This is a genomic window from Paenibacillus sp. JT22N7, assembly GCF_059383875.1.
Genome location: NZ_JBXENY010000001.1, coordinates 827,908 through 841,803 on the forward strand (window position 1 = coordinate 827,908; position 13,896 = coordinate 841,803).

Genomic DNA, 13,896 nt, shown 5'->3' on the forward strand with positions numbered 1-13,896 from the left:
CGTATTGACTGGAGGATTCAACTTGATGGAGAATCGTTATCTCGTTAATATGCGAAAGTATTGGATGCTTTACGTCATGATACTGCCTGGCATCATCTATTATCTCGTATTTAAATATTTACCGCTGGCCGGCAGCGTGATCGCGTTTCAAGATTATCAGATTTTCAAAGGCATCCTGTCCAGCTCGTGGGTTGGGCTCGACAACTTCAAATTTATTTTCACGTATGAAGACTTCTATTTAGTATTAAGGAATACGGCGACAATCGCCTTTTATCAACTTGTTTTTGGATTCCCGGCACCGATTATTTTAGCTCTTCTCTTTAATGAAGTCAGGCTGATGCTTGCCAAACGGGTCATGCAAAGTTTATTTTATCTCCCGCACTTTCTATCCTGGGTCGTCGTTGGGGGCATCGTATTCGAATTGCTGTCCAGTCAGGGCGTCTTCAATATGCTTCGCGGATGGTTCGGGCAGGAAACGATTCTGTTCATGCAGGAGCAGCGATATTTTCGAGCTATCGTCGTTATCTCCGGCATTTGGAAGGATGTGGGCTGGGGAACGATTATCTACTTGGCCGCGATTGCAGGCATTAATCCAAGTTTATATGAAGCGGCTGTGATGGACGGGGCAAACCGGTGGAAGCAGACGATCCATATTACGCTGCCTACCATGTTCCCGACGATACTGGTACTGTTCCTATTGAATATTGGGAATTTTTTGGAGCTTGGCTTTGATCAGATTTATAATTTATTGACGCCGATGACGTATTCGGTCGGTGATATCATCGAGACGTACGTATACCGGGCAGGCGTGCTGCAAGGGCAGTACAGCGTCACGACAGCGATCGGATTATTCCAGTCGGTCATCGGATTCGTGTTATTGTGGATATTTAACCGCATGGCTCGAAAAACAGAACAGGGGTTGTGGTGATGAGAAAGACTACAGGAGATCAATTATTCCAGTTTTTCAATTACGCGTTTCTAATCGCTGCGGCTGCCACGATGCTGCTTCCGCTCCTTCAACTGCTGGCCGTCTCCTTCAGCTCGCCGATCGCGGCGGATTCCAAGCAGGTGTTTCTGTTCCCCGTTGAATTCACGACGGCATCCTGGTCACATATTTTGCAGAACACTGGACTGTGGAGATCGTTCGGTATCACCGTTTATATAACGGTAGCTGGAACTTTGCTGAGCATGCTATTCTCGGTGCTGACGGCTTACCCGTTATCGCATAAGCAATTTCTTATCCGTAAGCCGATCATGCTCGGTATTATCATTACCATGATCTTCAATGCGCCGATGATCCCGTTCTTTCTAACGGTGCGCGAGCTGGGTATGATGAACTCGCTATGGTCGCTCATTTTGCCAGGGGTGATCGGTACGTTCAACATGATTATTATTCGTACCTTCTTTACAGGTATTCCGAAAGAGCTTGATGATTCCGCACGGATCGACGGCTGTAATGAGGCCGGCATCTTATTCCGAATTTATTTGCCGCTCTCGAAGCCGGTAATTGCCACCGTAAGCCTGTTTTATGCGGTAGGCTATTGGAATACCTTTCAGCGGGCGGTGCTGTTCATCCGCGATCCGGAGAAATGGCCGCTGCAAACGAAGCTTCGCGCTTATTTGACCTCTCCGGAGGAGCTTGCCGCAGTCAATCTGGTTTTGGGTGACTACGATTTTAATACGACAACGTTGAAAGCGGCTACAATTTTATTCGCTACGATCCCGATTGTTCTAGTATATCCTTATTTGCAAAAATATTTTGTGAAAGGCTCTATGCTGGGCTCCTTGAAAGAATGATGGGTTTTAGGGCGGAAGAAAAGAAGGTATGAAGCCGAATTTCCGGCTTGATATATAGCATTAATTCCATTAAAAGGGGAACTGAACACATGATGAAACATGTTTTTGGAAAGTCGGCCAGAGTATCCGCTTTAGTATCGCTGCTGGTCGTTTCGATTCTCTCGGGCTGTTCCAATAATGGAGAGAAGCCTGCAGCTTCCGTGAATGATGCGGAGAAGAATACGCCCGTTACGGTGAAAGTATTCAAAAGCCATATGGGCGTAGGAACCATTCCGGGCAAAGATAATGAGCATGTGAAATATGTGGAGGAGAAGACGGGGGTCGTATACGAACTGCTGACGACGGCACCAGGCTCGGAGCCAACGGAATTTCTGAATTTGATGATTGCGTCCGATGATCTGCCGGACATTCTCCGTCCGATTGGAGGCATCGAGCAGACGTTAATCAAGCAGGGCGGCGCTCTGCCACTCGATGATTTGCTGCCGAAGTATGCACCTAATGTATGGAAGAACATTCCGGAAGAAGCATGGGATATCGTGCGGTCAGCTTCCCCAGACGGCCATATTTATTATGTGCCTAAGGTGTTTCTCGTACCCGAGCGGGCGCCGATGATTCGTCAGGACTGGCTGGATAAGGTGGGATTGTCTATGCCGAAAACAACAGAGGAGTATAAAGAGGTTCTGCGGGCATTCCGGGACAAGGACCCGAACGGCAATGGCAAGGCGGATGAGCTGCCTACGTCGGGCCGCGAGTTTGGCAAGTGGATGGACCACCTGTTCGGCATGTATGGTGTCGCGATGTGGGAAGGCGTACCGGAATGGGATATCTATGAAGGAGAGATTCAATACGCTGGCGTTACGAAAAATATGAAGGCTGCTATCGCATATATTCGTGAGTTATATGAAGAGAAGCTATTAGACAATGAGACGTTTCTGAACAAAGGCGATGTTTGGCAGGCCAAAATCAACAATAACCTGGTCGGCAGCTGGTATCACCTTCCAGCCAATCTCCGCGAACGCTATACTGCGATGCTCAAAGGAGCGCCCGATGCTTACGTAGTCGGCATGCCGGTACCTAAGGCCGAAGGTTTTGAAGGCTTTGTGACGCAGAAGAGCATGGGCGAGCCGGAGTGGATGATTCCGACTGCTGCAAAGGATAAAGCCGAATATTCTCTTAAGCTGCTCGATTTTTTCTATGACCAAAGCAACGATGAATTTATTCGCTTTGGCATAGAGGGCCAGCAGCATGAAGTCGTAAACGGCAAGAAGGTCATATTGCCGCCAGAGGACAGCCGGCCTATCGCGCTTGGGATGCGCAATCTGACGACCAAGGAAGATATGGATGTAAGGATCAAGGAGACGATTCCAGAAGACATGCAGAAGATGGTGCAGGATGTCTTCGCGGTCAGCACGTCCGATGCGCGTCGAATCGCCGGCGACGGATTGCCGAATACGGTGTACGAAGGCTTCCCGGATATCCAATCTCATAAGCTTTTTCAAGAATATCTGACGAAAATCGTCATTGGCGAATGGCCAATAGAGAAATTTGAAGAGTTCGTGGAGCGTTGGAATAAAGCCGGAGGCGAGGCCGTCACCAAGCGCGTCCAAGAATGGTATGCCAAAGTGAAGGAATAAGCGGTATGCGGAAGTCTTCATGATCGCGTAAATGCAAGAAAGGACTGGATAAGATGAGAAAACGATACGCCATTTGCGGCGTGAGCGGACGTGCGCTGGGCATGTTCGCCAAGCCTATCCTGACCACTTTCGCTGGAGGCTGCGAGCTTGTCGGCCTGCTTGACCGAGATCCCAAGCGCTTTGAGCTGTACCGTTCGAGATATCCGGAGCATGCCGACATAAGAACCTACGGCGAGAACGAGTTTGATCGAATGGTCGCTGAAACGAAGCCTGACGTGATTATCGTTGCAGGCCGCGACGACACGCATGCGCAGTACCTGATTGCCGCTCTAAAGCATGATCTGGATGCCATTACAGAGAAACCAATGGTGACAACGGGAGAAGACAGCAAGCGCGTTATTGAAGCAGAGAAGGCGAGCAAGGGCTCGGTTATCGTGACCTTCAATTACCGCTATGCCCCGATTCATACGAAGATTAAGGAGATTGTGCAGGAAGGGAAGCTTGGCAGAATAACATCGATTGACTTGAACTGGTACTTGGATACGTATCACGGCTCGAGCTACTTCAAAAGGTGGAACCGGGAACGCAAGCTGTCGGGCGGTTTGTCCGTACACAAGAGCACACATCATTTCGATTTGGTCAACTGGTGGATTGATCAGAAGCCGGTAGAAGTATTTTCCTTTGGTGCTTTGAATTATTATGGCGCCCAAGGCGAGGCGAATCCGAGGAAGGAGGACGGCAGATTTTGCAGCACCTGCTCTCATACCGAGGACTGCTCGTATTACTCGCGGTGGAATGCCCGCAGCCGGAATCTTAAAGTGCCGGATGATCATCTCGGGTCTCTTGATACAGGGAAGACATCGGCGTTTCCCTATTCGGATTACCGTCCGGACCGCTGCATTTTCGATTCAGAAATAGAAATTGAAGATACGTACGCCGCGACCGTGAAATACAGCGGCGGCGCGCTGCTCAGTTATTCCGTCAACTTCTCGCTGCCTTATGAAGGTTATCGGCTAGCCATTAACGGGACGAAAGGAAGGCTCGAGACGGTGGAATATCATATGCCTGGCAGAACGCCATTCCCTACGCCTGTCCAAACGATCGACTACTTTCCATTGTTCGGCTCAAAGGAAACGATACATGTCGTGCACCGGGAAGGCGGACATGGCGGGGGCGATCCGCTGCTGCTGGAAGACTTATTCATGGGCGAGGACCGTAGACGGCCGTTCCGCATCTTATCGGGTGCGGTTGACGGCGCTTATTCGGTGGCGACGGGCGAAGCGGTCTGGCGCTCGGTAAAGGAGCATCGCCTGGTTACGATCGAGGAAGTGCTGGAAAGCGGTACCGGCAGCCCTGGCAGCGAATTGCAGGAGCGTCCAAAGAGCCTAAACGGCCAGAGAGGAGGAGGGTAATGGCAGCTAACCTAAGCGGGTATGTCGATTCGATGGAAAGCATGGCCGCGCAGACGGAGGGCGGAAGCATTCCGCATGTGCTCAAGGTTATTGCGCAGCGGTATGTCGGCGATAATCCGCCTCATGGCCCTGTGTACCGGGTGACTCGGGCCAGCGCGGTCCGCAAGGGAGCGGACCACTTATATGAATTTCCGCTGAGAAGCATGTTTAAGGAAATGGAAGCAGGCCTGCGGGTTTACGCTTGGGCAAAGCTCTGGATCGATCAGCCGCAGGAGTTCATCTTCCATCTTCGCTGCTACGGGCAAGTGAAGCTGCATCACAATGGGGATCAGCGCTTTGGCTCGTCACCGGAGGAGGAGATGTCCGAAGCGGATCCGACTTCAGTCGTACTGCCGATAAAGCTAAAGATAAATCTGCTGCGGGGATGGAATCACTTTGTTCTGGAGCTGGGGGTGGGACAGGAAGGAAACTGCGGAGCGGCGTTCGGAACAGGCAGCCGCAAAAATAAGCCTTTTCACTTTCTGGCTCCATCCGATGAGCGGGACGGGGAGGAAGGCTGGATCTATACGGCGCCGTCGGCCCATCCGATTAATCGCATCCCGGGCACGAATCAGACGGAAGCAGCTACTGGAGCGGAATGGCTGCCTGCACGAGAAGAGGGGAAAGGGCGGTTGGATCTTTTATATGGCATGCAGCCTGGCTATTCCGCTTATGCATGGACGACGATCGCCAACCGTACCGTCTCTAAGCAGCCAGTCACGATCTCAGGAACCGCATACGGTCCATTACAGTTTATATGGCAGGGAAAAGAAGTATACGCGGTTCGAGAAGCGGGAGACTTCTCCCTCGAATTGGGTGCAGACCCGGGGAGCGGCGACCTAATCGCCCATTGCCGATGCGATGGGCAAGGATGGGGTTTTCAGCTTGAGGACATTGCATCGCCTAACGTTGAACTGGTTCTCGGGCGGCGCGTGCATGGCTATAAAGGGAAATGGCTGCTGCTGGGTCCGCTCTCACCGGAAGCGAATATGGATTCGGCCGATTATCTGGCACCGGGCAAGGTGTCGGCCGACCGCTTCACGAACGTTTTCTGGACGACGGATCAGCCGGGAGCGCATGTACGCCCATTTCTCGAAAATGAGCTTTACGGCCGTTGGAATTATCCGCTTGGCGTTACGCTGTCAGGACTGCTAGGTTCAAGCCGGCTGCTTGAGCGTGAAGATTTGGCGGATTACGTTGCGGGCCATGTCGAGTTCGCGACATCGACTTATGCCTACTCGCTGTGGGACCGCGAGCGCTTCGGAGCAGCAGGCTTAAACAACCAGCTGTCGCATATCGACAGTCTTGATGACTGCGGCTCCTTTGGGGCGCTAGCCATTATGGCAGAACGCGACCGCTTGATTGAAGGCTCGCGTGCGGTGGCGGATGATATTGCCCATTACATTATGAACGTGCAGGACCGCATGGAAGACGGCGCGCTATATCGCAAAGTCGGCGTCTCCCCGAGTATGCATAACACGATGTGGTGCGACGATATGTACATGAGCGTTCCTTTCCTATGCAGGTATGCCGAGCTTACCGGCGATGCGAGCTATATGGATGAAGCCGCGGGGCAGCTTCTGCTTTATAAGAAGTATTTGTACATGGCGGATCGGCAGGTCATGTCTCATGTGTATGATGTTCGCAATAGCAAGCCGTCTGGGACGGTCTGGGGCAGGGGCAACGGCTGGGTATTTTTCTCGCTGGCCGTATTGCTCGAAGTATTGCCAAGGACGCATGAGAGCTACCCGTCCATACTCGCTTTCTATCGGGATTTGGCCGAAGGATACCGCAGGCTGCAGGGCAAGCATGGCCTATGGCATCAAGTATTGGTCGATGCGGAGTCATATGAGGAATCCTCGTGTACCTCGATGTTCATTTACGGCTTTGCGCTCGGGATTCGCCATAGCTGGCTCGAAAATCCGGAGCCGTACATCAGGGCGGCGCTGACCGGCTGGCAGGGATTATGCGAGCGGGCCATCGACAAACGAGGGAATCTGTACGGGGTATGCAAAGGCTCCAGCTGGTCCTATTCCCATGCTTACTATAAGCATGAATTAGGCTGGAATTTGAATGATACGCATGGCATCGGCATCGTACTGCTTGCCGGCATTGAAACGCAGCGAATGAAAGAATGGTTGAAAGAAAAGGCTTGAGGGGCTTTGGAGTGTGAGTAAGAAGATCGGGCTGAGTATGTTGCGAGAGCAGGATCACGTTATAATAGAAGGATCCTCGGCATAAGGTGGGATTTATCGTGACGCAGTCTATCAAGAAATGGTTGAAATATAATCTGGCACATACCCAAGTTAGGCTCGTGCTGATTTTGACCGTTTCCGTCTTTCTCATTATTCTGGCTGTAAGCTTGACCTCGTACAACACGTCTAAATCGGTGATGCAGGAAGAGCTCAGCGAATTGCAGCGCCAAATGCTGAAGCTCGATATGAACGTGATCGACGAGTTGATCAGCGAGAGCGACAAGGTCGCGATTCAAGTCGCTTTGAATGATAATGTTTACAAGTTTTTGACCAGCAAATCACAGGGCTCATATACGAATATTACGGAGGCCTACCAGTTTCTATCGACATTAATCAGCAATTCCAAATATATTAAAAGCATTTATGTTTATGATCTTACCCGGGAAAGCTTCCTGGCCATTCCGCAGGGCTTCAGCTCCAATAGGCTGACATTCGACGATTCCGACTGGACCGGCGTAGCTTCTGAATTCGGAGAGAGGACGACGCTCATTAAGAAAAGGATGGTGCCTGAAGGGGCAGGAGCTAAAGGCTCAAGCGTTACGCTGTTCCGTAAGATCATGATTCAAGGAGAGTTCAAAGGAATCGTAGCTGTCAATCTTAAAAATGACGAGTTATTCGCGAAGCTGAATCCGCCAATCATGAACAATTTGAACCGGATGCGCTATATTATTGACGAGCATGACGAGCTGCTCTACTCCGTTTCGAACTATGAGTTTAATCAAGAGTCGGTAAACCATGCGATTGAGTCGTTGAAAGAGGACGATGGCGGGGATATCACCATTCAGAATCGCCAATTGCTTATTAATCAGCTCAAATCGCCTGTAACGGGATGGAGCTATGTGTCTATTGTTGAGCAGGACAGCCTGCTGGCTAAGTCCAAGCGGGTGGCGAAGGTGGTTCTTTTAGTATCCATTGCGGCTCTCGGGCTTGGTGGGTTAACGATTTTCTATATTAATGCGGCGGCTTTCCGTCCCGTGCGCAGGCTCAAGCAGCTGTTCAGCAGGTATGACCGCAAAAAGAGCGGATCGGAGGGCATGGATCTAGAGAAGCTTGCTGGTGAATTGCTTACCAATCATGCGCATCTGGCTCAGCTTGTCCGGGAGTCGATGTCGGAGGCTGCCTCGAAGCTGCTTACTGATATTTATTCCGGCAATCTTAGCGGGAAGCGGGACATTGAAGAGAAATGGAACCGTTATTTTGGCGAATGGACGGAGGCGCCGGTGACGGTGGCCGTTCTATCGATTGACCGTTATGAGGAATGGTCTCGCACATTTACCGGCGGCGATCATTCCCTGTTAAAATTCGCATTGGCCAATATTGTGGCTGAACTGTTCGAGCCGCAGTGGCGAATCGTATGCGCCGATTTCGGAACGGATAAGACAGCCATCTTGCTGCAGCCGCGTGTAGAAGGGCAGCGATGCGAGAGCAAGCTGGCTGAATCGCTAGAGGTAGTGTCACGCTTATTGAAATTCAGCGTATCGGCTGGGGTCAGCAACACGCAGACGGATATTGCAAAATTAAAGCAAGTGATGCTGGAAGCGGAGAATGCGCTTACATACCGGCTGTACCAAGGCTATGGACAGGTCATCACGTTCCAAGAGGTGTCCGGGCATGAAGTGAACGAACCGCTGCAGTTTGAAAGCGCGCTGGATGAATTGATTGGCGCTATAGAAATGGGCGATGAGCCGAGTTCTCTGGAAGCAGTCGTTCGAATGACCGATAATATCCGCTGTCAATACGGGTACCCATCGGTGGCCGTATCCTTCCTGCAGTCGGCCATCGAGAGGATCGAGCAAATACGCCCAGCCTCGGAAGGCTCTTATTTTCAAACGTATGTTCGAATAGATACCCTTCGCTTGGAGGATATCAAAGATAAACTGGAGAGCAGGGCTGCCGTGCTGGCGCAGCGCTTCCGCCGTTTGGCCGAGAGCAAGGACTTTATCATGTGCCAACGGATGGTCGACTACTTGAAGCAAAATCTTAACGAGCCCATAGGCATACCGGAGGTAGCTGAGGCGATTGGCGTTAGCAGCAGTCTTGCCAGCCAGCTGTTCAAACAAGAAACGGGAGAAACGATCTATAACTATTTGACTCGTCTTCGTATCGAGCGGGCGAGTGAGCTGCTGTTAAAGACGGATGACCGTATTTCGGATATCGGGCTGATGGTTGGCTATCAACATGAGAATAGCTTTATTCGCAGCTTTCGCAAATTCAAGGATATTACCCCGGGAAAGTACCGGGATATGATGAGAACCCGGATGGATTTCCCGTTCGAATGATTATAGGCTGCGCAGCCTCTGGGTTCTAGCAAATAGGAGGAGCCAATGGACAGACGACAGATCGTGGAACGCCATCAACCGGAGTTGAATAAATGGGACCCGGTGTCCCCGTTTTCCGTAGGCAATGGCGAGTTTGCCTTCAGCGCCGATATTACCGGCCTGCAGACTTTTCCGAATCAATATGAGGTGCCGCTGGGCACGCAGTCCAATTGGGGATGGCATTATACAGGCAGCTCGGGACGATTCACCGAGAGCGATGCCGCGTACCAGGCCTACGATACGTACGGCAGGGCGGTTGGGTATGCGATGAAACCGGGCGACAAGCCAGAGGCGTACCACTGGCTGCGACAAAACCCCCATCGCCTTCAGCTTGGCCGCATTTCGTTTCGATTTTTATCAGAATCGGGTGAAGAAGCAAAGGCCGAGGATATAACGAATATGACCCAAAAAATGAATCTATGGACAGGCATTTTGACAAGCGAATTCGCAGTGAGCGGCGTGCCGGTTCATGTCATGACCGCTTGCCATCCGACGATTGATGCGATTGGGGTAAGCGTCGCTTCGCCGCTAATTGAACAGGGAAGGCTGCAGGTTTTCATCCGTTTTCCAGCGCCTGATATGATATCTGCCACATGGGCCAAGGCCGTATTCCCGGATCTGGGCAATGATGACAGGCATCTTACGGAACTGGGCGAGTCAGGCGCGAATAGGGCAAATATCGTGAGAAGCATGGACGAGGACCGCTATGAGGTCAACTGGTCTTGGAGCGCCGGGGCACTGAAGCGGACCGGTGTACACGAATTTACGCTGCTGCCGGACCCGGGCGGAGAATTGCTGGAATTTTCCATCGGCTTCGCGCAGGAGTCGGCGCAGACGGAAGAGGTCGAAGCGATCAAGTCCGCGAGCGCGCGTCATTGGGAATCGTTCTGGATGAGCGGCGCGGCAATCGACTTCTCCGGAAGCGCCGATCCAAGAGCCTATGAGCTGGAGAGACGCGTCGTATTGTCGCAATTTTTGCTTGCGCTGCACAGTGGAGGCTCGCTGCCGCCGCAAGAAACAGGCCTGATGTACAATAGCTGGTTTGGCAAGTCGCATCTGGAGATGCATTGGTGGCATGCGGCTCATTTTCCATTGTGGGGCAGAGAGAATTATTTGCTGAACAGCATGGATTGGTACGCGCAAATCTTACCGGTCGCGCGCGAATTGGCGCAGTCTCAAGGCTATGAAGGGGCGCGTTGGCCCAAGATGGTAGGCTTCGACGGCAAGCCATGCCCATCGCCGGTTGCAAACGGGCTAATCTGGCAGCAGCCGCATCCAATGACGCTTGCCGAGCTCTGCTATCAGGCGGATCCGTCGAGCGATACTCTGGAGCGGTTCCGCAGCATCGTGTTCGAAGCGGCTGATTTCATGGTTTCCTTCGCTCACTGGAATGATGAGAAGCGGGTTTATGATCTGGGGCCGCCCCTTATTCCGGCACAGGAATGCCATTCGATGCAGGACAGCAAAAATCCGCCTTACGAGCTGGAATACTGGAAGTATGGCTTGGAAATTGCGATTTGTTGGGCAGAACGCATGCAGCAGCCTGTGAACCCGCTTTGGGCAGAGGTTGCCGGTTCGTTAGCTGAGCCTCCGCAGGCGGAGGGCGTATACCTTGCCCATGAGCAGTGCCTTGAAACATTTCTGACGAAAAATCGCGACCATCCGTCCATGCTGGGAGCACTCGGCGTTTTGCCGGGCGCGTTAATCGACCGCAAGGTCATGCTGAATACACTGCTGAAGGTGAAGGAAGTATGGATCTGGGAATCGGCATGGGGCTGGGATTTCCCGATGTGTGCAATGACGGCAGCAAGACTCGGAGAAGCGGATCTCGCCGTTGATTTCCTTTTAATGGATGCGTCCAAAAATACGTACCTAACCAACGGTCATAATTATCAGCGTCCTGGCTTATCCGCTTATCTGCCGGGCAACGGCGGGCTGCTGACAGCCGTTGCCATGATGGCTGCTGGCTGGAAGGAAAACGAAGCCGGACAATCGGCGGCTACACCGGCTGCCCTTAATCCGGGCTTCCCGCAGGATGGAAGCTGGTCGGTGAAATGGGAAGGGCTGAGGCCCTGGCTGTAGAGGCTTCTAAAGCTTTTATAATTCAGGAGGCGAGAGCATGTCTGCAAAAGGAATCGTGTGGCCCTCGGAACGGAAGACGGAAACTGATCGGCTAACAGGCCTTGAAGTAACGCAATTAACCAATTATAAGGCGCATAGCTATCATTTATATTTTACGGAAAACGGTTGGTATGACGGAGAACAACGGCTGTTGTTCATCTCGGACAGGGAAAATTGCGCGAACCTGTACAGCTTGCATGTGGAGAGCGGTTTGATAACCCAGCTGACGGATTACAACGATGTGGATCAATTGGATGCTTGCCTGCTGCCTGACGGGAGCGCGGCGTTCGTGAAGATGGGACGAAGCCTTATTCGTCTGGACCTGGAATCGCTTGAAGAGAAGCTGATCTACGAAGCACCGGAGGGCTATCATCTGGGCAATGCGAACGCGACAGCCGACGGCCGATTCATTATGACCTGCGTACAGGAGGATCTGTCGTTTCGCATCCGGCTCGATCTAGGCAACGGCTATGTCGGCCATCGGGAGTTGATGGAGGCCGCGCCCCACAGCATGATCGTACGTATTGATGCGCAGATCGGCGGCGGAGAGAAGGTATATGAAGCGAACCGATTCATTACCCATATCAATACATCCCCAAAGGAGCCTTGGCTGATGACCTTTTGCCACGAAGGCCCATGGCATTTGGTAGACCATCGTATCTGGGGGCTGGACCTGCGCACGGGTCATGCTTGGAAGATCAGGGAGCGTCTGGAGGAAGGCGAGAAGGTTGGGCATGAATTTTTTTATCCGGATGGCGTAACGGTTGGCTATCATGGATTCCGAGTGGACGGTACCAATTTTTTTGGCAATATTCGTTATGACAATACAGGCATGGAAGAGACGGAGTTCGGCTTCGATACTTGGCATGGCTACGCGGACGGATTGGGGCAAGCCATCGTTGATGGCAAGGGAGCGGTCAAGACGCTTAGCCTATGGCGCAAGATCGACGGCGCGTACGAAGGCCCGCGTATTCTGTGCGAGCTGCGCTGCAGCTTTCATTCGCAGAAGGTGCATGCCCACCCGCGTTTCAATGCGGACGGAAAAAGGCTGCTCTTCACAAGCGATAAGAACGGATATGGCAATTTGTATGTAGTCGAGATTCCAGAAGATTTTAGTTCTTTACCGTTGCTGGCAAAGTAACCAAAAGGAGGAGAAGCTGATGAGTGCTGCAACTGAAATGCTTAATGCAGAACGTATATCCGTTCGGGTCGCCAGAACGATATTGTCCCAAAGCGACGACGGCTATCACCCGAATATTGCTAATAAGTGGGGCTATGTGGCCGGGATGGCGCTGACGGCGATCGGGAGGCTCGGCGATTGGACCGAAGAATCTGAATACCAAGCAACAGTGAAGCGTCATATGGATGTTTTCATCCAAGTGGACGGCTCCATTCGCGGCTATACGCTGGAGGATTACAATCTCGACCATATTAATAAAGGCAAAAACCTGCTGAGACTATGGAGAGAGGGAGGAGATTCTAAGTATGAGCAAGCGGCGCGGCTTCTCATTACCCAATTGATTGGGCAGCCCCGTACGGATGAAGGCGGATATTGGCATAAAAAAATATATCCCTTCCAAATGTGGCTGGATGGTCTATACATGTCTTCTCCGTTTATGGCGGAATTTGCCAACACCTTTGGCGAGAGCGGTTGGTTCGATGAAGCGGCGCATCAGCTGCTGTTGATCGAACGGCGCACGCGCAACCCCCAAACGGGATTGCTGCATCACGCATGGGACGAGAGCAGGGAACAGCGCTGGTGCGATGCCGCCACGGGCCGCTCCCGGCATGTGTGGGGACGCGGGATGGGCTGGTACGCCATGGCGCTCGTAGACTCGCTTGAGCATTTTCCCGTTCATCATCCGAAACGCGGCCAGCTGATGGGGATTTTTGAGCGGATGGCGAATGCCTTGCTGCGCGTTCAGGATCAGGAGAGCGGCGTGTGGTACCAGTTGCTGGACTGCAACGGCCGCCAAGGAAACTATTTGGAGTCGTCGGGCTCGTGTATGTTGACGTATGCGCTGGCTAAGGGCATTCGGCTCGGTTATTTGGCTGAGATTGACAGGCAGGCAGTGGAGCTCGCATATGATGGAATTCTTGAGCGCTTCGTAACCGAGGATGAGCATGGCGTTCATCTCCACAGCATTTGTAACGGGGCAGGCTTGGGCGGGCGCAAGTATCGCGACGGCTCCTATGAATATTATATGAGCGAGCAGGTCGTCAGCGATGTACTAATGGGCGTTGCCCCGCTTCTGCTGGCAAGCGTTGAGCTGGAGCGGCTTCGCAGGCAGTCGGATACTGCCATTATTTAACGAGATGG

Annotated in this window: 9 protein-coding genes; all 9 read left to right on the top strand. The window is 52.2% G+C overall.

Translation table 11 applies throughout. The annotated features are described in order from the left end of the window. Positions 1-25 precede the first annotated feature (25 nt). The 9 genes from AC50Y5_RS03605 (at position 26) to AC50Y5_RS03645 (ending at position 13,888) form a co-directional block, all read left to right on the top strand. On the top strand, positions 26-928 hold the full coding sequence (locus AC50Y5_RS03605) for an ABC transporter permease (RefSeq protein WP_056032702.1): 903 nt from the start codon (positions 26-28) through the stop codon (positions 926-928). Further along, positions 928-1,797: a carbohydrate ABC transporter permease gene (locus tag AC50Y5_RS03610; protein ID WP_056029131.1), complete on the top strand. Its 870-nt coding sequence runs from the start codon at positions 928-930 to the stop codon at positions 1,795-1,797. The genes AC50Y5_RS03605 and AC50Y5_RS03610 overlap by 1 nt, the downstream gene beginning before the upstream one ends. Before the next feature lie 89 nt (positions 1,798-1,886). Continuing rightward, positions 1,887-3,431, top strand: a complete 1,545-nt coding sequence (locus tag AC50Y5_RS03615) for an extracellular solute-binding protein (protein ID WP_056029130.1) — start codon at positions 1,887-1,889, stop codon at positions 3,429-3,431. A gap of 53 nt (positions 3,432-3,484) precedes the next feature. Then, positions 3,485-4,843: a Gfo/Idh/MocA family protein gene (locus tag AC50Y5_RS03620; protein ID WP_056029128.1), complete on the top strand. Its 1,359-nt coding sequence runs from the start codon at positions 3,485-3,487 to the stop codon at positions 4,841-4,843. After that, positions 4,843-7,038 carry a glycoside hydrolase family 88/105 protein gene (locus tag AC50Y5_RS03625; protein WP_494858474.1) on the top strand — a complete coding sequence of 732 codons (2,196 nt, stop codon included), beginning with the start codon at positions 4,843-4,845 and terminating at the stop codon, positions 7,036-7,038. The genes AC50Y5_RS03620 and AC50Y5_RS03625 overlap by 1 nt, the downstream gene beginning before the upstream one ends. A 98-nt stretch (positions 7,039-7,136) precedes the next feature. Continuing rightward, positions 7,137-9,416 carry a helix-turn-helix domain-containing protein gene (locus AC50Y5_RS03630; RefSeq protein WP_056032700.1) on the top strand — a complete coding sequence of 760 codons (2,280 nt, stop codon included), beginning with the start codon at positions 7,137-7,139 and terminating at the stop codon, positions 9,414-9,416. 45 nt (positions 9,417-9,461) lie between these two features. Beyond that, positions 9,462-11,537: a glycoside hydrolase family 65 gene (locus tag AC50Y5_RS03635; protein WP_494858476.1), complete on the top strand. Its 2,076-nt coding sequence runs from the start codon at positions 9,462-9,464 to the stop codon at positions 11,535-11,537. Between the two features lie 37 nt (positions 11,538-11,574). After that, positions 11,575-12,717: an oligogalacturonate lyase family protein gene (locus AC50Y5_RS03640; protein WP_494858478.1), complete on the top strand. Its 1,143-nt coding sequence runs from the start codon at positions 11,575-11,577 to the stop codon at positions 12,715-12,717. Between the two features lie 19 nt (positions 12,718-12,736). Then, a complete protein-coding gene (locus AC50Y5_RS03645; protein ID WP_494858480.1) occupies positions 12,737-13,888 on the top strand; it encodes a glycoside hydrolase family 88/105 protein in 1,152 nt (383 codons plus the stop codon). Positions 13,889-13,896 lie beyond the last annotated feature (8 nt).

Coding starts and splice junctions, on each gene's coding strand:
- AC50Y5_RS03645 (WP_494858480.1), top strand. CDS start 12,737: ATGAGTGCTGCAACTGAAATGCTTAATGCAGAACGTATATCCGTTCGG.
- AC50Y5_RS03635 (WP_494858476.1), top strand. CDS start 9,462: ATGGACAGACGACAGATCGTGGAACGCCATCAACCGGAGTTGAATAAA.
- AC50Y5_RS03605 (WP_056032702.1), top strand. CDS start 26: ATGGAGAATCGTTATCTCGTTAATATGCGAAAGTATTGGATGCTTTAC.
- AC50Y5_RS03615 (WP_056029130.1), top strand. CDS start 1,887: ATGATGAAACATGTTTTTGGAAAGTCGGCCAGAGTATCCGCTTTAGTA.
- AC50Y5_RS03625 (WP_494858474.1), top strand. CDS start 4,843: ATGGCAGCTAACCTAAGCGGGTATGTCGATTCGATGGAAAGCATGGCC.
- AC50Y5_RS03620 (WP_056029128.1), top strand. CDS start 3,485: ATGAGAAAACGATACGCCATTTGCGGCGTGAGCGGACGTGCGCTGGGC.
- AC50Y5_RS03640 (WP_494858478.1), top strand. CDS start 11,575: ATGTCTGCAAAAGGAATCGTGTGGCCCTCGGAACGGAAGACGGAAACT.
- AC50Y5_RS03610 (WP_056029131.1), top strand. CDS start 928: ATGAGAAAGACTACAGGAGATCAATTATTCCAGTTTTTCAATTACGCG.